15 protein-coding genes and 3 pseudogenes are annotated in these 20269 nt (G+C 67.4%); 4 read left to right on the top strand and 14 right to left on the bottom strand.

Annotated features, from left to right (window positions below; translation table 11 throughout):
- From OR16_RS16235 to OR16_RS16225, 3 genes are all read right to left on the bottom strand, one after another.
- Positions 1-321: MAPEG family protein (locus OR16_RS16235; RefSeq protein ID WP_006159029.1), on the bottom strand; the 321-nt coding region annotated here is incomplete at its 3' end.
- Positions 322-400: 79 nt separating this feature from the next.
- Complete coding sequence (locus OR16_RS16230) at positions 401-619, bottom strand: RNA-binding S4 domain-containing protein (RefSeq protein WP_006159028.1); 219 nt, start codon at positions 617-619, stop codon at positions 401-403.
- A gap of 9 nt (positions 620-628) precedes the next feature.
- On the bottom strand, positions 629-2404 hold the full coding sequence (locus tag OR16_RS16225; protein WP_006159027.1) for a glutamine--tRNA ligase/YqeY domain fusion protein: 1776 nt from the start codon (positions 2402-2404) through the stop codon (positions 629-631).
- Between the two features lie 181 nt (positions 2405-2585).
- Here OR16_RS16225 and OR16_RS16220 point away from each other — a divergent pair, with 181 nt between their 5' ends.
- A complete protein-coding gene (locus OR16_RS16220) occupies positions 2586-3923 on the top strand; it encodes a CoA transferase (protein ID WP_050982997.1) in 1338 nt (445 codons plus the stop codon).
- Positions 3924-3962: 39 nt separating this feature from the next.
- On the opposite strand, the gene OR16_RS16215 is transcribed toward OR16_RS16220, so the two are convergent.
- The 6 genes from OR16_RS16215 to OR16_RS16190 form a co-directional block, all read right to left on the bottom strand.
- On the bottom strand, positions 3963-4580 hold the full coding sequence (locus tag OR16_RS16215) for an FMN-binding negative transcriptional regulator (protein ID WP_006159025.1): 618 nt from the start codon (positions 4578-4580) through the stop codon (positions 3963-3965).
- Positions 4581-4584: 4 nt separating this feature from the next.
- Positions 4585-5205, bottom strand: a complete 621-nt coding sequence (locus OR16_RS16210) for a pyridoxamine 5'-phosphate oxidase family protein (RefSeq protein WP_006159024.1) — start codon at positions 5203-5205, stop codon at positions 4585-4587.
- A gap of 136 nt (positions 5206-5341) precedes the next feature.
- Positions 5342-6202 carry a PhzF family phenazine biosynthesis protein gene (locus OR16_RS16205; RefSeq protein ID WP_006159023.1) on the bottom strand — a complete coding sequence of 287 codons (861 nt, stop codon included), beginning with the start codon at positions 6200-6202 and terminating at the stop codon, positions 5342-5344.
- Positions 6203-6340: 138 nt separating this feature from the next.
- Positions 6341-6655 carry a thiol-disulfide oxidoreductase DCC family protein gene (locus OR16_RS16200; protein ID WP_158001362.1) on the bottom strand — a complete coding sequence of 105 codons (315 nt, stop codon included), beginning with the start codon at positions 6653-6655 and terminating at the stop codon, positions 6341-6343.
- A 48-nt stretch (positions 6656-6703) separates the two neighbouring features.
- Complete coding sequence (ggt, locus tag OR16_RS16195; RefSeq protein ID WP_006159021.1) at positions 6704-8329, bottom strand: gamma-glutamyltransferase; 1626 nt, start codon at positions 8327-8329, stop codon at positions 6704-6706.
- Positions 8330-8399: 70 nt separating this feature from the next.
- Positions 8400-9377, bottom strand: coding sequence for a Bug family tripartite tricarboxylate transporter substrate binding protein (locus OR16_RS16190; RefSeq protein WP_006159020.1), 978 nt, complete (start codon positions 9375-9377; stop codon positions 8400-8402).
- Positions 9378-9644: 267 nt separating this feature from the next.
- On the opposite strand from OR16_RS16190, the gene OR16_RS16185 reads away from it, so the two are divergent.
- Complete coding sequence (locus OR16_RS16185) at positions 9645-10544, top strand: LysR substrate-binding domain-containing protein (RefSeq protein WP_006159019.1); 900 nt, start codon at positions 9645-9647, stop codon at positions 10542-10544.
- A 109-nt stretch (positions 10545-10653) separates the two neighbouring features.
- Here OR16_RS16185 and OR16_RS16180 read toward each other — a convergent pair.
- Together OR16_RS16180 and OR16_RS16175 are read right to left on the bottom strand one after the other, a co-directional pair.
- A pseudogene (locus OR16_RS16180) lies at positions 10654-11744 on the bottom strand (tripartite tricarboxylate transporter permease).
- Between the two features lie 12 nt (positions 11745-11756).
- A complete protein-coding gene (locus tag OR16_RS16175; RefSeq protein WP_006159018.1) occupies positions 11757-12218 on the bottom strand; it encodes a tripartite tricarboxylate transporter TctB family protein in 462 nt (153 codons plus the stop codon).
- Between the two features lie 332 nt (positions 12219-12550).
- Between OR16_RS16175 and OR16_RS16170 the strand changes: the two are divergent.
- Positions 12551-14241, top strand: a pseudogene (locus tag OR16_RS16170) (potassium/proton antiporter).
- A gap of 87 nt (positions 14242-14328) precedes the next feature.
- Here the strand turns inward: OR16_RS16170 and OR16_RS16165 are convergent.
- The 3 genes from OR16_RS16165 to OR16_RS16155 all read right to left on the bottom strand — a co-directional run bounded on the left by OR16_RS16165 (position 14329) and on the right by OR16_RS16155 (position 17271).
- The gene (locus OR16_RS16165) at positions 14329-15360 is read right to left on the bottom strand and encodes a tripartite tricarboxylate transporter substrate binding protein (protein WP_006159017.1); all 1032 of its coding nucleotides are present in this window, start codon (positions 15358-15360) and stop codon (positions 14329-14331) included.
- A gap of 76 nt (positions 15361-15436) precedes the next feature.
- Positions 15437-15892, bottom strand: a complete 456-nt coding sequence (locus OR16_RS16160; protein ID WP_006159016.1) for a DUF2214 family protein — start codon at positions 15890-15892, stop codon at positions 15437-15439.
- A 158-nt stretch (positions 15893-16050) separates the two neighbouring features.
- Positions 16051-17271, bottom strand: a complete 1221-nt coding sequence (locus OR16_RS16155; protein WP_006159015.1) for a CaiB/BaiF CoA transferase family protein — start codon at positions 17269-17271, stop codon at positions 16051-16053.
- Between the two features lie 331 nt (positions 17272-17602).
- Between OR16_RS16155 and alaS the strand changes: the two are divergent.
- Positions 17603-20240, top strand: a pseudogene (gene alaS, locus OR16_RS16150) (alanine--tRNA ligase).
- Positions 20241-20269: the final 29 nt, after the last annotated feature.

Genomic DNA, 20269 nt, shown 5'->3' with positions numbered 1-20269 from the left:
CAGTGTACGCAAGGTGGCGCGATCGGCCAGGTAGCACACGGTGTACAGGATGCGCGCGGCGAGGAAGACCAGCGCCAGCTCGTCGATGCGTGCGGCTGGTGCTTGCAGGTGCGTGGCGCACAGCACGGCCGCGGCGAAGAAGGGGAAGGCCTCGAAGTGATTGCGGTGCGCCAAGTCGGCGCGCCGCGCGCGCCCGGCCTGTTTTTCCAGCCAGCCACGCGGGTCGTGGTTGTCGTAGGCGCGTCCGCTCGCCTTGGCCACGCCCACCGTCACGACGGGCAGGATCCCTGCCAGCAGCACACACCAGAATGCGATCGGCATTGTCTTTTCCTTTGCTTGGAGGAAAACGCCCGGCGGCCGGACTGGCCGGCCGCCGGGCGTGCACGCGAGCGCGACGGCCTCAGGCCGCCACCACGCGGATTTTCACACCGGCCACGCTGACGACCTGGCCGGCGCGGATCTTGGCGGTCTTGCGCGATTCCACCGCACCGTCGACCGAGACTTCGCCGGCCGCCACCAGGGCCTTGCCGGCGCCGCCACTGTCGCACACGCCGGCGACCTTGAGCAGGTCATTGAGGGCGATGTGCTCGCCCTCGAGCGGGAAGGTAATGGTTTGCATGGATCTCCCTTACTTGCCCCAGCTGTCGCGCAGCCCGACGATGCGGTTGAAGACCGGCTTGCCGGGCTTGGAGTCCACGCGGTCGGCCACGAAGTAGCCCTGGCGCTCGAACTGGAAGCGGTCTTCCGCGGCAGCTTGCTGCAGGCCGGGCTCCAGGTAGGCCGTGACGATCTTCTTGGATTCCGGGTTCAGCGCGTCGAGGAAGTTCTTGCCGCCGGCGTCCGGGTTCGGGTCGCTGAAGAGGCGATCGTACAGCCGGACCTCGGCTTCATAGGCATGCGCCACGCTGACCCAATGGATGTTGCCCTTGACCTTGACGCTGTCCGCGCCGGGCGTGCCGCTGCGGGTCTCGGGCAGGTAGTTGGCGTGCACGGCGATGACCTTGCCGTCGGCGTCGCGATCCACGCCCGTGCATTCGATCACGTAGCCGTGGCGCAGGCGTACCTTGCTGCCCGGGGTGCCGTCCTTGGGCGCGAACAGGCGGAAGTAGCCCTTGGGCGGCGCTTCGCTGAAGTCGTCGCGCTCGATCCACAGCTCGCGCGTGAGCGGGAAGACGCGCATGCCCAGCTCCGGCCTCTTCGGATGCACCGGCGCCGTGCATTGGTCGCTCTGGTCTTCGGGGTAGTTGTCGAGGATCAGCTTGAGCGGATCCAGCACGGCCGCGCCACGCGCGGCGCGCGCGTCGAGGTCGTCGCGCACGGCGCCTTCCAGCGTGCTCATGTCGATCCAGCTATCGGATTTGGCCACGCCGATGCGGTCGCAGAACAACTGGATCGATTCCGGCGTGAAGCCGCGGCGGCGCACGCCCACGATGGTGGGCATGCGCGGATCGTCCCAGCCGTCCACGCGGTTCTCAACAACCAGTTGCAGCAACTTGCGCTTGCTGGTGATGGCGTAGGTCAGGTTCAGGCGGGCGAACTCGTACTGGTGCGGCAGCGGATCGCTGAACACACCGCATTCGCGCAGCTGCGCCAGCACCCAGTCGTACAGGGGGCGGTTGTTCTCGAACTCCAGCGTGCACAGCGAATGCGTGATGTTTTCCAGTGCGTCCGAGATGCAGTGGGTGAAGTCGTACATCGGGTAGATGCACCACTTGTCGCCCGTGCGGTGGTGATGCGCATGGCGGATCCGGTAGATCACCGGGTCGCGCATCACGATGTTGGGCGCGTTCATGTCGATCTTGGCGCGCAGCACGTGCTCGCCATCGGCGTACTTGTCGTCGCGCATGTCGCGGAACAGCTGCAGGTTTTCCTCGACGCTGCGCTCGCGGAACGGCGAGGGCGTGCCCGGGCGGGAGAAGTCGCCGCGGTTGGTGGCGATCTGCTCGGCGCTCTGGCTGTCCACGTAGGCGACGCCGCGCTCGATCAGCTTTTCGGCGAAGGCGTAGAGCTGGTCGAAGTAGTCGCTGGCGTAATACAGGTGGGCCTGCTTGCTGCCGTCCTTGGCCGTGGTATCCCAGCTGAAGCCGAGCCAGTGCACCGCGTCGATGATGGAATCGACGTATTCGGTGTCTTCCTTGACCGGGTTGGTGTCGTCAAAGCGCAGGTGGCAGCGGCCCCCGAAATCGCGCGCCATGCCGAAGTTCACGCAGATGCTCTTGGCGTGGCCGATATGCAGGTAGCCATTGGGCTCCGGCGGGAAGCGGGTAATGACGGGGGGCAACGGCTCGCCCTGGGCATCCTGGCGGCCGGCGTAGGTGCCGGCGTTGAGGTCCTGGTCGATGATGCTGCGCAGGAAATTGGATGCGGCGGGCGTGCTGTCGTTGGCTTTGGGGTCGTTGCTCATGGTGGCGCCGGTGGGCGGTTAAGTCAGGAGGCGGGGCGGCGGCCGGATATTCGGGTTCCGAAAGTCCGGTGGGCAGCCTGCCGCGCTGCTCGATTGCATGGCGGAATGCCGGATCGGGTGATTTTACCGTGCCGGGGACCAGAGTCGTGCAAACTGCGCGCGCGAGCGCAAAAACGACCGGCTGCAGCTCAGCGGTGCCGATCCGGTACTGCCATCGTCGTTTGCCGTGGGCACGGCTGCCCAGGCGAGCCTGGGCGCGTCGGCGCTGGCCGCCGCCATGTTGTGGCAACAGCGCAGCGGGCGCTGGCAGGATGTCGGCGTCGACATGCGCCACGCCGTGGCCGAGTTTCGCAGCGAGCGCTACCTGCGCGTGGGCGGCAAGCCGGCGCAGGAGTTCCGCGACAAGCTGTCCGGCATGTATCGCTGCGGCGACGGCCGCTGGCTGCGGGTGCATGCCAATTTTCCCCATCACCGGGATGGCGTGCTGCGCATCCTGGGCTGCCAGCACGATCTGGTCGCGGTGCGCTCGGCCTTGCAGAAATGGGACGCCGAGATCTTCGAGACCGCCGCCTCGGAGGCCGGCCTGGTCGTGGCCGCCATGCGCAGCTTCGACGAATGGGACCGCCATCCGCAGGGGCAGGCGTTGCACGGCATGCCGCCACTGACTATCGAGCGTATCGGCGAAGCGCCGCCGCAGCCGCTTGCCGCGCTGCCCATGGCCGGCGCGCGCCCGCTCAGCGGCGTGCGCGTGCTGGATGTCACCCGCGTCATCGCCGGGCCGGTAGCCGGACGCACGCTGGCCGCGCACGGGGCCGACGTGTTGCAGGTGAGCGCGGCCCACCTGCCCAGCATTGCGCCGCTGGTGATCGACACCGGGCGCGGCAAGCGCGCCTGCCAGCTGGACCTGCGCGACCCCGACGACAAGCGCGCCCTGCACAAGCTGCTGCACGGCGCCGACGTGCTGATACAGGGCTATCGCCCGCAGGGGCTGGCGGAGCTGGGCGTGGGGCCGGAGGCGGTGGCCCGCGCCCGCCCGGGGATCGTCTATGTGACGCTAAGCGCCTATGGGCATGTGGGCCCGTGGGCCGGCAAGCGCGGCTTCGATTCGCTGGTGCAGACCGCCAGCGGTTTCAACAAGGCGGAAGCGTTCGCGGCGCGCAGCGAGGAGCCGCTGCCGCTGCCAGCGCAAGTGCTGGATCATGCGGCCGGCTACCTGCTGGCGCTTGGCGCCATGGCCGGGCTGCATCGCCGTGCGGCCGAGGGCGGCAGTTGGCATGTGCGGGTGTCGCTGGCGCAGGTCGGCCAGTGGTTGCGCGGCCTGGGCCGGGTCGACGGTGGTCTGGAGGCGCCGGACCAGCGCTTCGAGGACGTGCCCGACTTGTTGGTGACCATGCCGTCAGGCTTTGGCGAACTGCGTGTGGTGTCACACGCGGGACGCTTGTCCGAGACGCCCGCGCACTGGGCGCTGCCGTCGGTGCCGCTGGGCACGCACGCGCCAGAGTGGCTGCCGCGCGCCTGAGCGCGCGCGGGCTGGGCTAGAGCCGGGGTAAGGCGTTCTTCAGGCGCCCGTCATGCGTGCCATCCACGCCGCCATGTCGCGCTCGATGGGGCTGCCTTCCTGCTGGGCCGCGAGAATGCGGGCGCGGTCGCCCGCCGGGCGGTTCTGGCTGAGCTTGAACTTGGCTTCGACGCGGGTGGGCACGATGCGCAGGCCCACGATCGCGCCCAGCATCTTCCGCTGGAAATCCTCCGGCAGCTCGCGCCACTGCGCGGCGTAGCCGGGCTCGTTCTGGGCGATCAACCGCTTGAGCAGCGCATCCTTGGCGTCGGCGTCATGGATGGTGGCGATCTCGGCGTACACGTGCACGGCCACGTAGTTCCAGGTCGGCACCGACAGTTTCTGCTCGTACAACGCCGGCGACACATAGCCATGCGGCCCCTGGAACACCAGCAGCGCGCTGGGCGTCTGCTCCAGCCAGCGCCAGTGCGGGTTGGCGCGCGCCATATGGCCTTCGATCTGCCAGGCGTCGCCGCTGCGCTGGGCCACCACCGGCAGGTGGGTGGCGAACGGCTGCCCGTCGGCGTCGTTGCCGATCAGCGTGGCAAAGGGGTAGCGGCGCATGACCTCGTCGATGGCGTCGCTTTCGGTGCTGGCGAAGTGGGATGGCGTGTACATGGAATCAATACAGGGTTTGCTGCATCCGTGCGGGCTGCGACTCGTCGTAAGCGACGCCGTCGAAGGGATTCCGGCTCACGGCGGCGAGGATGGTGCCGTTGCTCGGCAGGCTGCTGCGCGCCACTTGTGTTTCCTGGGCCCACAGCTTGGAGCGCACCAGCGCGCGGGCGCACTGGAAGAATACCGACTGGATCGAGATCACCAGCACGGTGGCCGGCGCCTTGCCATCCACGACGCAGCGCGCGATCAGCGCCGGGTCCACCGAGACATGGGCGGTGCCCGCCACGCGGATGGTCTCGTTCACGCCGGGGATCAGGAACAGCAGGCCCACGCGGGGGTCGGCGATGATATTGCGCAGGCTGTCCAGGCGGTTGTTGCCACGCCGGTCCGGCAGCAGCAGGGTGCGCTCGTCGAGCACCTGCACGAAGCCCGGGGCATCGCCGCGCGGCGAGACTTCCGCGTACTCGCCGCTCACCGTGGACAGCAGGCAGAGCGGGGCGGCCTCGACGAAGGCGCGGTAGTGCGGGTGCAGGTAGTCGACTTCCTTGGCGAGCGAGGCTTCGCCGGCTTCGGCGTAGTGGGCCTCCAGCTCGGCCAGCGTGGTCAGGGCGTGCGGCGTGGTCATGTCGGGTGGCGCATGTGGGTGGCACATGTCGGGTGGCGCATGTGGGGCGCTCGTCAGGGCGTTGGGAAGACCGGGCAGAGGCTCACTGTACCGCAGTAGCGCGGCCTTTGTCGCGTTGACGCCGCAGGCCCGCGCGTTACAGGTTGATGGTGCCGCGTCCCAGTTCGATCACGCGCCCTCCCACGCGGATGGCCCGCTCGCCGGTGACTTCCAGGCGCAGCGTACACGGCCGGTCGACCGCCTCGCCTTGCGAGACCTGGTAGGCGGCCGGCAGCGCGTAGTCATTGGCAATCAGCCAGCCGCCCAGATTGGCGCAGGCCGAACCGGTGCCCGGGTCCTCGGCCACGCCACCACCTTGCTTGGTGAAGAAATAGCGCGACAGTACCTGGCCGGGCCTGGCCGGGTCGAACGCGAAGACGTAGGCCGTCTTGCGGCCCAGGCTGCTCTGTGGCCAGTCCGCCAGGCGCGCGGTGTCAGGCTGCGCGCGGCGCACCGCGTCCACGCTTTTCACGGCCACCATCAGCTGGTCGGCGCCGGTGTCGACCCAGATCGGCGCGGCCAGCAGGTCAGTCTCGGCGAGCCCGAGCAGCGACGCCATCTGCGCGTCCGGCAGGCCCGCCGGCGCGGTCTTGGGCGCGCCCGCGTGCGGCGCGGTGAAGGTCCACACGTCGCCCTGCGCGGTCACCGGCACCACGCCCGCCTTGAACTCCAGCGTGAGCGCGTCGCCGGTTGCGGCCAGGTCGCGCACCACATGGGCGGTGCCCAGCGTGGGATGGCCCGCGAAGGGCATCTCGTAGCCCGTGGTGAAAATCCGGACGTGCGCGCTGGCCTGCCCGGAGGGGAGGATGAAGGTGGTCTCGGACAAGTTGAACTGCAGTGCCAGCGCCTGCATGGTGGCCGTGTCGAGCCCGCGCGCATCCTCGAACACGCACAGGGGATTGCCGCCGAAGGTGGATTCGGCGAAGACGTTGAGCAGGCGGAAAGCGTAGGTGGTCATGGCGGTCGGGGCGAGAGCGAAGGCGAAGGCGAAGGCCTCAGTGTAGTGCCCCGCACGGCGCACGCCATGCACAGTCATCGCCGTGGCAAGCAGGCCAGTTGCAGACAGTTGGGTAAAGCGTCCGGCTCGGCGCCCGGCTCAGCGCCGGCCCGGCATGCAGACGCCATCCGCGCAGCCGTAGCCCAGCAGCCGGCTGGCGCGATAGCGGTTGCGCGCGAACCAGCGATAGAGGTGCTGCCACGCTGGCCGGGTAGCCCGCAGCCTGAGCGGCCACACCAGCCAGCCCAGGCCGATCAGCGCATAGCTCTCGGCGATGCAGTCGATGCCAACCAGCAAGCGGGCGTCGGCCCGAATGCCATGCAACTCCGCCTCCACCGCGGCGAACGTGGTGCCGTAGGCCGCGGGATCGAAGCCCTCGCTGCGAGATGACAGGCACTGGCAGTACCAAGGCAAAAAAACGCCCACCTTGCGGCGGGCGCTCCCAGTACTACCTTTGGGCACTCAAAACCCTACGGCCTGCCCGTCGCGGCGGCTGTCGCTGGCGGCCACATAGCCATGCTCGGCGTCATCCGACAGGCGCCAGATAAACTGCCCCGAGCCGAAATCCATGTAAGGATCGTCGACCGACTTGAGCTGGTGGCCGCGCGCCTTCAGGCCGGCAACGACCGCCGGATCCATGGTGGATTCGACGTCCAGCGTGAAGTCGCGGTTGACCTTCCAGCGCGGCGCGCAGCAGGCCGCCTGCGGCTGCTGGTTGTAGTCCACCATGCGCACCACGGTCTGCAGATGGCCCTGCGGCTGCATGTCGCCGCCCATCACGCCGAAGCTCATCACCGGCTCGCCGTCCTTGGTCAGGAAGGCCGGGATGATGGTGTGGAAGGGGCGCTTGCCGCCAGCCACCACGTTGGGGGATTTCGGGTCCATCGAGAAGCCCACGCCGCGGTTCTGCAGGCTGATGCCGGTGCCCGGCACGACCACGCCGGAGCCAAAGCCCATGTAGTTCGACTGGATGAACGAGATCATCATGCCGTTCTCGTCGGCGGCGCTCAGGTAGATGGTGCCGCCGACCTTGGGCATGCCGAAATCGAAGTGCGTGGCGCGCTCCATGTCGATCAGCTTGGCACGCGACTTCAGGTACGCGTCGTCCAGCATCTGTTCGGGCGTGACTTCCATGCTGCCCGGGTCGGCCACATAGCGGTAGAGATCGGCGAAAGCCAGCTTCATTGCCTCGATCTGCAGGTGCTGCGACTCGACCGAGTCCACCGGCAGCGCGGCCATGTCGAACTGGTCAAGGATGCCCAGCGCCACCAGCGCGGCAATGCCCTGGCCGTTCGGCGGGATCTCGTGCAGCTCGTAGCCGCGATAGGCCTTGCTGATCGGCTTGACCCAGTCCGGCTTGTAGTTGCGCAGGTCGTCGGCGGTCATGGCGCCGCCGCATTCCTTGCCAAAGGCAACGATCTTCTCGGCGATCTCGCCTTCGTAGTAGGCGCGGCCATTGCTGGCGCCGATCTTGCGCAGCGTGTCGGCGGCGGCCTTGAGCGTGAACTTCTCGCCCACGTTGGGCGCACGGCCATTGGGCATGAAGGCCTCGGCGTAGCCCGGCTGGTCCTTGAGTTCCGGCACGGCGGCGGCCCATTTGTGCGCCACCACCGGCGGCACGGCGTAGCCGCGCTCGGCGATCTCGATGGCGGGCTCCATCAGCTCGGCAAAGGGCAGCTTGCCAAAGCGCTCATGCAGCGCGGCCCAGCCAGCGATCACGCCTGGCACGGTAACGGCGTCCCAGCCGCGCACGGGGCGGTTGGCGATGCCGTTGGCATCCGTGCCGTACTTGCTCTTGAAATACTCGGGGCTCCATGCCGCCGGCGCCACGCCCGAAGCGTTCAGGCCATGCATTTCCTTGCCGTCCCACAGGATCGCGAAAGCGTCGCTGCCCAGGCCGCACGAGACCGGCTCGACGATGGTGATGGCCGCCGCCGCGGCGATGGCCGCATCGACCGCGTTGCCGCCCTTGAGCAGCATGCGCAGCCCGGCCTGCGCCGCCAGCGGGTGCGAGGTGGACACCACGTTGCGCGCGAACAGCGGGATGCGCACGGAAGGGTAGGGATTGGTCCAGTTGAAGTTCTGCATGCTTGTCTCGGTTCGATGCGCTGGCAGCGCTTGGCCGCAATGCCGCGGCCCGCTTGCCAGCGCTCGTACGTTATTCCACGGTGATCTTGCGATCCTTGATCAGCTTACCCCAGCGCGCGCTGTCCTTCTTGACCATCGCGGCGAACTGGGCCGGCGTGCCGCCAACGGGTTCCGCGCCCAGCTTGCCCAGGCGCTCCTTCACGTCGGGCGACTGGATCGCCTTGTTGAACTCGGTGTTGAGGCGGCCCACCAGCTCGGCCGGCATCTGCTTGGGGCCATAGATGCCGAACCAGGTATCGGACTCGAAGCCGGGCAGGCCGGACTCGCTGGCGGTCGGGATCTCCGGCGCCAGCGGCGAGCGCTTCAGGCTGGTCACGGCCAGCGCCTTGAGCTTGCCGTCCTTCACGTGCGGCAGGCCCGAGACAATGCTGTCGAACAGGATCTGCACCTTGTTGGAGATCAGGTCGGGCACGGCCAGCGCGGTGCCGCGATACGGGATGTGCGTGATGAATACGCCGGCCTGCGCCTTGAAGGCTTCGGCGGTCAGGTGCACCACGGTGCCATTGCCGCTGGATGCGTAGTTCAGCTCGCCCGGATGCTTCTTGGCGTAGTCGATCAGCTCCTTGACGTTCTTCACCGGCAGGCTGTTCGGCACCACCAGCACATTGGTGGCGATGGCCACCTGGCCGATCGGCGTGAAGTCGGTCTCGGTGTTGTATGGCAGGCGCGTGTTGATGTACGGCCCGATCGAGTGCGTGCTGGTGGTAGCGATCAGCAGCGTGTAGCCGTCGGCCGGCGCCTTGGCGGCCATGTCGGAGCCGATGGCGCCGCCGGCGCCGGGCCGGTTGTCGACCACGATCTGCTGGCCCATGTTGGTGCCCACTTTCTGCGCGATGGCGCGAGCCAGCAAATCGGTGGCGCCGCTGGCCGGGAACGGCACGATCAGGCGGATCGGCTTGTTCGGGTAGGTGTCGGCGAGCGCCGGGACGGCGCTCAGCGCGAGGCCGGTGGCGAGGCTCGTGCCAACGAGGCGCAGCCAGTGTTTCATGATGATCTCCGGATCGGGGAAGCAGGCAAACGCAGGCCGGGGCCGGCCCTCGGGCAACACACCCCGCCGCGGATGCTGCCAGGCGGTGCTGCGGATCAATTATTCCGTGCAGGTCATCATAATGAAAGCTAATATTTCTTTCTTATGTCTAAAGGTTTTCTTAAGTATTGGCGTGCCGGATAAGCCGCACACCAAGCCGCACACCAAGCCGCACACCAAGCCGCATACAAAGCCGCATACAAAGCCGCACATCATGACTTTCTCCCCATGAGCACCATCCGTTTCCTGCGCACCTTCGTTGCCGTGGCCGACCACGGCTCCTTTGCCGCCGCCTCCGAGCGGGTGGCCCTGACCCAGGCCGCGGTCAGCCTGCAGATGCGCGCGCTGGAGATGGAACTGCGCCGCGAGCTGTTCGACCGGGGCGGCCGGGTGGTGGCGCTCAATGCCGGTGGGCGCGAGCTGTTGCCCCAGGCACGCCGCATGCTCGCGCTCTACGACGAGATGCGGCTGCCCCAGGAAGTGCCGGACGCGATGGCCGGCGCGGTAGCGGTGGGCGCGGTGGTTTCGGTCATGGGCGGCCTGTCGCATGTGGTGGCGCGCATGAAGCGCGAATACCCGGCGCTGGACGTGCGCCTGGTCGGCGCCAAGTCGATCGAGCTGGCGGCGCAGGTGGAGGCCGGTGAGCTGGACGCGGCGATGCTGGTGGAAGGGGCGGGCCGCCTGCCCGGCACGCTGGTGTGGACGCCGCTTTACCAGGAGCCGCTGGTGGCGATTGCTGGGCGCGACAGCCTGGGCGTGAATGCGCGCGAAGCGCTGGCGGCCAACCCGTTCCTGCGTTTCGACCGCGGCCAGCGCACCGGCATGCTGGTTGCGCGGGCGCTGCGCCGCGCGCATCTGCGCGTCAACGAATTCCTCGAGCTGAACTCGATCGAGGCGCTCGTCGAACTGGTGCGCCAGCAGGTGGGCGTGACCGTGGTGCCGTTGCTGCAGCGCGCGCGCTGGCTGGAGGACGACGCCCTGCGCATCCTGCCGCTCGAAATCGGCGGCGCGCCGGTGCTGCGCACCATCGGCATGCTGGAGCGGCGCGACCAGGCGCGCCGCCACGTCACGGCGGCCGTGCGGGATGCCTGCGCAGGCCTGTTCCAAGCCCCTGGCGCCGGTATCTGAGCGCGGCGGTGGGCAAGGCATGAAAAAAGGTGCCTTGCGGCACCTTGAGGGTCTTCTCTGGCATCGTCGCTCGCGGCTGGCACGGATACCGGCCGCGGGACTTGCTCTCTTATTCTTCCTGGAAGGCTTCCTCGCGCTTGTTCTTGATCGACGGCAGCGCCACGATCAGGACCAGCACGGCGGCTGCGATCAGCAGGCCGAGCGACAGCGGGCGGGTCAGGAACACGCTGAACTCACCGCGCGACAGCAGCAGGGAGCGGCGGAAGTTTTCTTCCATCATCGGCCCCAGCACGGACCCGCCACGCCTTCGATGGCACCCTTGCCGAACTCATGCGAGAACTTCGAGGTCTTCTTTTCCAGCGAGTAGGCCGCGAACGAAGCCAGCGCCGCACCGCCGCCCGGCAGGATACCCAGCGCGGAGCCCAGGAACGTGCCGCGAAGCACTGCCGGGATCATGCGCTTGAAGTCTTCCTTGGTCGGGAACAGGTTGGTGATGTGGTCCGTGAAGGTTTCGCGGGCATCCTTCTGCTCCAGGTTCGCGATGATTTCCGCGAAGCCGAACACACCCATCGCGACCGACACGAAGTTCAGGCCGTCGGTCAGTTCGGGCACATCAAACGAGAAGCGCGCGGCGCCCGAGTTCACGTCGGTGCCGACCAGGCCCAGCAGCAGGCCCAGCACGATCATGGCGATGGCCTTGACCAGCGAGCCCGAAGCCAGCACCACGGCGCCGATCAGGCCCAGCACCATCAGCGAGAAGTACTCGGCGGGGCCGAACTTGAAGGCCAGTTCCGACAGCGGCGCCGCGAACGCGGCCAGGATCAGGGTTGCCACACAGCCGGCGAAGAACGAGCCTAGGCCGGCGGTGGCTAACGCCACCCCCGCTCGCCCTCGCCTGGCCATCTGGTAGCCATCGATGGTAGTCACCACCGACGACGATTCACCCGGCAGGTTGACCAGAATGGCGGTGGTGGAGCCACCATACTGCGCGCCGTAGTAAATACCGGCCAGCATGATGAGCGCGGCCACCGGCGGCAGCGTGTAGGTCACCGGCAGCAGCATGGCGATGGTGGCCAGAGGCCCCAGGCCCGGCAGCACGCCGATCAGGGTACCCAGCACGCAGCCCAGGAAGGCGTATGCGAGGTTTTGCAGGGTCAGGGCGGTCGAGAAGCCCAGGCCCAGGTTGGCTAGTAGTTCCATATGGCCGTCTCCTTATCCTGCCAAGAATGCCGGCCACACCGGCATCTGAAGATTGATGCCGTAGACGAAGGCGCCCAGGCTGATGATCACCAGGACGATGGCGTTGACAACGGCACCCTTCCAGCTGAATTCATGGCTGGCCATCGACGACACCAGCACCAGCACCAGCACCGACAGCACCATGCCCAGCGGTTTGAGCATCAGGCCGAACAGCACCACCGAACCCAGGATCCACAGCAGGGTCTTGACGTCCCAGCGTGCGAGCTGGTCTTCTTCCTTCTTGGCGGACAGGGAACTCCACAGCACCAGCGCGCCCAGCAAGGCGAGCACGATGCCGAGCCAGAACGGGAAATACCCGGGGCCCATCTTCGCGGCAGTACCCATGGAATACCCGCGTGCGACCCAGGAAAAGCTGAATCCGACCAGGATGAACATCAGGCCGGAGGCAAAGTCCTTTTGGCTACGAATGCGCAAAATGATTCTCCTCGAAAAAACTGCTTGAAATCCGTGCGGCTGGGGATGTTGCGGTGCGTCAAAAGCACGCGCGCAACCGTCCCGCCGCTGGCAGGGTGGAAATTAAGGGGCAGACCTTTCAGCTACCTTTCAGATGTCTGCAAAAATGGTCAATCTGCGGGTATCTCCCTAGGAGACATCCAGGGCGCGCTTGCCCACTTGCCGGGCGCTGCCTGCCCATGCCCGCGGCAGCGTGGTCATGGGGCTGCGCTATCATCGTTGGCTGCACTGCCGATGCTGGCGCGTCCGCGGCCTGTGGCCGATGCGGCACGGCATGAAAAGGGAAAGCCGTCTTGGAAAGCATTGACCATGTCATTCTGATCGGCGCCGTCGTGATGTCGCTGGGCATTGTGGTGGGCGCCTTCTCGGCGCGCGCGGGTGTGCCCTTCCTGCTGGTCTTCTTATCGGTCGGCATGCTGGCTGGCGTGGATGGGCCCGGCGGCATCCGCTTCTCCAATACCTGGCTGAGCTTCCTGGTCGGCAACCTCGCGCTGGCGGTGATCCTGCTCGATGGCGGCTTGCGCACGCGGCTGAGCACATTCCGGGTCGCGCTGAAACCCTCGCTGTCGCTGGCGACCGTAGGCGTGCTGGTCACGACCGGCCTGGTCGGCCTGTTTGCGGCCTGGGTGCTGGAGATCGACTGGAAGCTGGGCCTGCTGCTGGGTGCCATCGTCGGCTCGACCGATGCCGCGGCGGTGTTCTCGCTGCTCAATACCAGCGGCATCCGGCTCAAGGAACGGGTGGCGAGCGTGCTGGAGATCGAATCCGGCATCAACGACCCGATGGCCATCTTCCTGACCCTCACCCTGATCGACTGGATCGCCGCGCCCGCGGGCCTGAGCCCCGGCGCGCTGCTGTGGCGCCTGGTGGTGCAGTTCGGGGTCGGCGGCTTGCTCGGATTGGGCCTGGGCTACTGCATGGCCAACGTGATGGAGCGCATCCGCGTGGCAGAAGGCCTGCAGGCCATCCTGCTGTGCTCGGGCGGCGCCATGGTGTTCGCCATCGTGCAGACCGCGGGCGGCAGCGGCTTCCTGGCCGTCTACCTGACCGGCATCCTGGTGGGCAACCGCGACCGCGCGGTAGGCCCCGACACCATGCGCGCGATGGACGGCATGGCCTGGCTGTCGCAGTCCGTGATGTTCCTGCTGCTTGGCCTGCTGGTGGCGCCGCACCGGATCTGGGAAGTGGCGCTGCCGGCGGTGGCGGTGGCGGCATTCCTGATGCTGGTGGGAAGGGCTTCGTGGCCTGGATGGGCTTGCGTGGGGCGGTGCCTATCGTGCTGGCGCTGTTTCCCATGCTGCAGGGCATGCCCGATTCCGGCTTGCTGTTTCGCATTGCCTTTGCGGTGGTGCTGACCAGCCTGCTGCTGCAGGGCACCACCGTGCCGCTGGCGGCGCGGCTGGCGCGCGTGCTGCGCCCCGCCTATCCGGAGCCGCTGGCCCGCTCGCGGCTGCAGGGCACGCATGGGCCGGCACTGGAGGTGATGCAGTTCCGGGTCGGGGCCGATTCGCCGGTCGAAAACCTGCGCGCCGACCAGCTCGAGCTGCCGCCGCGCTGCAGGCTGCTGACGGTGGCGCGGGACAAGGCCCTGGTGGCGCCCGAGCAGACCGTGCTGGCGGCCGGCGACATGGTTTCCATCCTGGCGCCCGCCACCAGTGTGCCGATGCTGGCGCTGCTGTTCCACCGGCCCGGGCCGGCGCCGGCCTGGGGCAAGGCAAGCCATGATTTCCTCTTGTCCGGGGAGGCCATGCTGCGCGATGTGGCGGGGCTTTACGGTACACGGGTGTTGAGTGCCGACGAAGCCGCCCGGACGCTGGAAGCTGCCATGCAGAAGGCATTTACGTCGCCGCCGGTGGAGGGCGACGCGGTGGAGATCGCTGGGTTGAAGCTGACGGTCATGCGCATGGACGGGCCACGCATCATCCAGGTGGGCTTGCTGCTGCCGCGCGCAGAGCCCGGCGCGACCAGTCCGGAGGTGTCCTGACGGCCGGCGGGGACGCCCTGAACAGGAATGAAAAACGGCCCGCGCGGGCCGTTTTTCATTCAAGGGGCGGCGTTTTGCCCAGGCGGATCAATCCACCTTGGCGCCCGACACCTTCACGATCAGCGCGTACTTCTTCAGCTCGCGCTGCACCAGTGCGCCGAACTGCTCCGGCGTGGTCGGTGCCGGCTGGGCGCCAATGCGGGCCAGCTTTGCCTTCATGTCGTCGGTCTTGAGGATGGCCACGATCTCATGGTTGAGGCGCTCGACGATCTCCTTATGCGTATTGGCCGGAGCGAACACGCCGAACCACGTGGAGATGTCAAAGCCCTCCAGCCCCAAGCCCTTGCCAGCCTCGGCAATGGTCGGCAACTCGGGGAAGGCGGCGGCACGCGTGGCGGTGGTGACGGCGAACGCCTTGAGCTTGCCGGCCCTGATGTTGGCCGAGGCGGAGGCCAGGTTGTCGAAGATCATGTCGGTCTGGCCGGACAGCACCGACAGCTGCGCGGGCGACGCGCCGTTATAGGGGATGTGGACCATGCTGACCTTGGCCATGCTCTTGAACAGCTCGCCGGACAGATGTCCCGCGCTGCCGTTGCCGCCCGAGGCGTAGTCCAGCTTGCCGGGGTTCTTGCGCGCGTATTCCACCAGCTCACGCACATTGTTGATATGCAGCTCGGCGGCCTTGCCGGGGTGCATGACGAGTACGTTGGGCACGTCGGCCACCAGCGTGATCGGGCTGAAGTCCTTCACCGGGTCATACGGCATCTTGGCGAAGAGGCTGGGGTTGATGGCGTGGGTGGCCACGGCGCCCATCACGATGGTGTAGCCGTCGGCCGGCTGCTTGGCCACGTAGTCGGCGCCGATATTGCCGCCGGCGCCCGGGCGGTTTTCCACCACCACGGGCTGGCCCAGGCTGTCCTTGAGCTTGTCGCCAATGGCGCGCGCCACGGTGTCCAGCGGGCCGCCGGCCGGGTAGGGCACGACGAACTTGAGCGGCTTGGTCGGGTAGGCGGTGGCCGCGGCGGCAGGCGTGGCGCTAAAGGCGCTAAAGGCGATACAGGTGCCGATGGCGGGCAGGGCGGCGGCGAGCAGCGCCGCCGCGAGTTTTTTCTTGAGCATGGAGATGCGTCGGGTTGGATTGGGAATCTGGGTGCGCCAGGCGCCCCGGGGCACTTGGCGCCGAAGGCTCTGCGGCCTATTTCATGCCGATGCCGCGCGCCATCATCACCGCGCACAGCGGCAGCAGGATCAACAGGTGGGCCTGGATCATGACCCAGCGCCGCGCGGACTTCAGCTCGGCGGGCATTGGCACGAAGTCCGGCAGGCTGCGCGCCTGGCGGCGCCACCGCTGGATGGCGAAGGTGGGCGGCAGCGAGCACAGGGCGATCACCACGAACACGGTGATCTTGGCGTGGAACCACGGGTTGTGCAGGTAGAACTGAGCGCCCTTGGCGCCGTAGAACAGCCGCAGCAGGCCGGTCGCCAGTACCGCCATGGCACTCAGGAAGTAGAGCAGGTCGTAGACCGACAGGCGCTTGAGCACGGGCGGCGTCATGCCGGGGCGCAGCACAACCGCCTCGGCGGTCATCAAGGCGATCAGCAGGAAGATGAAGGTGAAGTGCAGGAAAGCCAGCAGGGCGTCGGTCAGCATCCAAACTCCTCGTGTGGTTGGGCATGCGCCGTACGCCGGCGCGCGCGGGTCCAGGTTTCTTGCTTATTCCGCTACGGCAACAACAACGACTACGGCTACGGCTACAAATCCGGCTTGCCGCCCGCGCGCCGCCACGGCGGGCACAGGCGGCAAGCGCCTTACAGCACGCCTTTGGCGCGTAGCGCGGCAATCTGCTCCGGCGTGTAGCCCAGCATGTCGCCAAGCACCGCGTCGGTGTGCTCGCCCAGCAGCGGCGGGTGGCGCACGGCCTCGGGCGGCGTCGCGCTCATCTTGATCGGGCTGCCCACCAGCTTGACTTCGCCGGCGCTCGGGTGCGGCAGGTCCACGCGCAGGCCGCGCGCCTTGACCTGGGCATCCTCGAACACATCGTCCAGCGTGTTGATCGGGCCGCACGGCACGCCGGCAGCTTCCAGGTCCAGGATCCACTGGGCGCGGGTGCGCGGCTTGACCATCTCGGCGATGACTGGCACCAGCACATCGCGATGCGCAACCCGCTGCGGGTTGGTGGCGAAGCGCGGGTCGTCGGCCAGTTCGGGGCGCCCGCCGGCGGCGACGAACTTGCGGAACTGGCCGTCGTTGCCGACCGCCACGATGATCCAGCCGTCGGCGGCCTGGAAGGTCTGGTAGGGGACGATATTGGGGTGCGCGTTGCCCCAGCGCCTGGGCGCTTCGCCGCTGGCCAGGTAGTTGGTGTTCATATTGGCCAGCATGGCCACCTGCACGTCGAGCAGGGCCATGTCGATGTACTGGCCTTCGCCGGTGCGCTCGCGGTGGGCCAGCGCGGCCAGCACGGCAATGGTGGCGTACTGGCCGGTCATCAGGTCGGAGATGGCCACGCCGGCCTTTTGCGGGCCGCCGCCGGGCAGGTCGTCGCGCTCCCCGGTCAGGCTCATGAAGCCGCCCATGCCCTGGATGATGAAGTCGTAGCCCGGACGCGCCGCGTAGGGGCCGGTCTGGCCGAAGCCGGTCACCGAGCAATAGATCAGGCCCGGCTTGATCGCCTTGAGGGAGTCGTAGTCCAGCCCGTACTTCTTCAGTTGGCCGACCTTGTAGTTTTCCAGCACCACATCGCTCTGGGCGGCCAGCGCGCGCACCAGTTCCTGGCCTTCGGCCGTGCTGATATCGCAGGTGACGGAGCGCTTGTTGCGGTTGGCGGCCAGATAGTAGGCTGCTTCCGCGGTGTCGCGGCCTTGGTCGTCCTGCAGCCAGGGCGGGCCCCAGGTGCGGGTGTCGTCGCCGGCGCCGGGGCGCTCGATCTTGATCACGTCGGCGCCGAAGTCGGCAAGGTTCTGGGCGCACCATGGCCCGGCGAGAACACGGGTCAGGTCGAGGACGCGGAGGTGGCTTAAAGCTCCCATGGGGTGGTTTGCGGATCCGATCGAGGTGGGCTAGGGAAGGCCGGGCGGCCCCGCCGTCTGGTCTGGGTGGCGGCTTGCGGGGCAATCGGGGGCTGGCGCGAAACCAGGCTCGGGGGCGTCCGGCTGGGACAGGCAGCACTTTACCACCGGCAAGCCGCCGGGAGCACATCGCAGGGAAGCCGGGAGCCAGCCGGGACTGGGCGTTGCGGGCTGCGCGCGGCGATTCCCCGGCGGGCTGCCGCGCGGCGAGCCTTCCCCGTATAATCAATGGTTTGCAAATCCATCTTGACCGACAGCGCCCTGCCACGCCGTGGGACGCCCTGCCCAGAACATGAAAGTCTCCGACATCCGCAGCAAGTTCTTGCAGTACTTCGAATCGAAGGGCCATTCCGTGGTCCGCTCGTCCAGCCTGGTGCCGGGGAACGATCCGACGTTGCTGTTTACCAATTCCGGCATGGTGCAGTTCAAGGACGTGTTCCTGGGCACCGACAAGCGCCCCTACACCCGCGCGACTTCGTCGCAGCGCTCGGTGCGCGCCGGCGGCAAGCACAACGACCTGGAGAACGTGGGTTACACCGCGCGTCACCACACCTTCTTTGAAATGCTCGGCAACTTCTCGTTTGGCGACTATTTCAAGCGCGAGGCGATCCAGTACGCGTGGGAGCTGCTGACCAAGGTCTACCAGCTACCGGGCGAGAAGCTGTGGGTCACGGTGTACGCGGAAGACGACGAAGCCTATGACATCTGGGCCAAGGAAGTCGGCGTGCCGCCCGAGCGCATCGTGCGCATCGGCGACAACAAGGGCGCGCGCTACGCCTCCGACAACTTCTGGCAGATGGCCGATACCGGCCCCTGCGCCCTGCGGCCCGTGCTCGGAAATCTTCTACGACCACGGCCCTGACGTGTGGGGCGGCCCCCCGGGATCTCCCGAGGAAGACGGCGACCGCTACATCGAGATCTGGAACCTGGTGTTCATGCAGTTCAACCGGGACGAGCAAGGCAATATGCCGCGCCTGCCCAAGCCCTGCGTCGACACTGGCATGGGCCTGGAGCGCATTGCCGCGGTGCTGCAGCACGTGCACAGCAACTATGAGATCGACCTGTTCCAGGCCCTGATCAAGGGTGCTGCGCGCGAGACCCATACCGATAACCTCAACCAGAACTCGCTCAAGGTCATCGCCGACCATATCCGCGCCTGCGCCTTCCTGATCGTCGATGGCGTGATCCCCGGCAATGAAGGCCGCGGCTACGTGCTGCGCCGAATCATCCGCCGCGCCATCCGCCACGGCTACAAGCTGGGTCAGAAGACGCCGTTCTTCCACAAGCTGGTGGCCGACCTGGTGGCGCAGATGGGCGAAGCCTATCCGGAGCTGGCCGAGGCTGAATCGCGTGTGGTGCAGGTGCTCAAGGCCGAGGAAGAGCGTTTCTTCGAGACCATCGAGAACGGCATGTCCATCCTCGATGCCGCACTGGCCGATATCAAGCTCAAGGGCGGCAAGGTGCTCGACGGCGAACTCGCCTTCAAGCTGCACGATACCTTTGGCTTCCCGCTGGACCTGACGCAGGACGTGTGCCGCGAGCAGGAATTGACGGTGGACGAAGCCGCCTTCGACGCGGCCATGAACCGCCAGCGCGAGCAGGCCCGCGCCGCCGGCAAGTTCAAGATGGCGGCCGGCCTGGAGTACAAGGGCGACAAGACCACCTTCCACGGCTACGAAAAGCTGGGTGTGGACGGCGCGACGATCACCGCGCTGTACGTGGACGGCGCATCCGTCGACACGATGCAGCCCGGCCAGACCGGCGTGATCGTGCTGGACAACACGCCGTTCTACGCCGAGTCCGGCGGCCAGGCCGGCGACCAGGGCGAACTGAAGAGCGCCAGCGCGGTATTCAGCGTGGTCGATACCACCAAGGTGCAGGCCGATGTGTTCGGCCACCAGGGCACCCTGGCGGGCGGCGCGCTCAAGGTCGGCGATAGCGTCACCGCGCAGGTCGACGCACAGCGCCGCGCGCGCACCGTGCGCAACCACTCGGCCACCCACCTGATGCACAAGGCGTTGCGTGAAGTGCTGGGCAGCCACGTGCAGCAAAAGGGCTCGCTGGTCGACGCCGACAAGACGCGCTTCGACTTCTCGCACAACGCTTCCATGACCGACGAGCAGATTCGCCGCGTCGAGGAAATCGTCAATGCCGAGATCCTGCAGAACGCAGCTACCGGCGCTGAAGTCATGCCGTTCGACGACGCCGTGAAGAGCGGTGCCATGGCACTGTTCGGCGAGAAGTACGCCGACGACGTGCGCGTGCTGTCGATCGGCAGTTCCAAGGAACTGTGCGGCGGCACCCACGTGAGCCGCACCGGCGATATCGGCGTGTTCAAGATCGTGATGGAAGGCGGCGTGGCAGCGGGCATCCGTCGCGTCGAAGCCATCACCGGCGACAACGCGCTGCACTATCTGCAAGCGCTGGATGCCAAGCTGAACGAAGCCGCCGCCGCGCTCAAGGCGCAGCCGTCCGAACTGGTGCCGCGTATCGGCCAGGTGCAGGAGCAAGTGCGCGCGCTGGAGAAGGAACTGGAACGCCTCAAGAGCAAGCTGGCCGCCTCGCAAGGCGACGAGCTCGCCGCGCAAGCCATCGACGTCAAGGGCATCAAGGTGCTGGCAGCCCAGCTCGACGGCGCCGACGTCAAGACGCTGCGCGAGACCATGGACAAGCTCAAGGACAAGCTGGGCACCGCGGCCATCGTGCTGGGCGCGGTGGCAGACGGCAAGGTCAGCCTGATCGCCGGCGTGACCGCCGATGCTACCGCCAAGGTCAAGGCCGGCGAACTGGTCAACTTTGTCGCGCAGCAGGTCGGCGGCAAGGGCGGCGGCCGTCCGGACATGGCGCAAGCTGGCGGCACCGAGCCGGCCAACCTGCCGCAGGCGCTGGCAGGTGTCGGCGAGTGGGTCGCGGGCAAGGTCGGAGCTTGATGCGCTTTTGCAGCATCGTGGAGAAAGGC

The organism is Cupriavidus basilensis OR16, assembly GCF_000243095.1.
GTDB classification, from domain to species: Bacteria; Pseudomonadota; Gammaproteobacteria; order Burkholderiales; family Burkholderiaceae; genus Cupriavidus; species Cupriavidus basilensis_D.
This window is presented reverse-complemented; position numbering and strand designations above follow the sequence as displayed.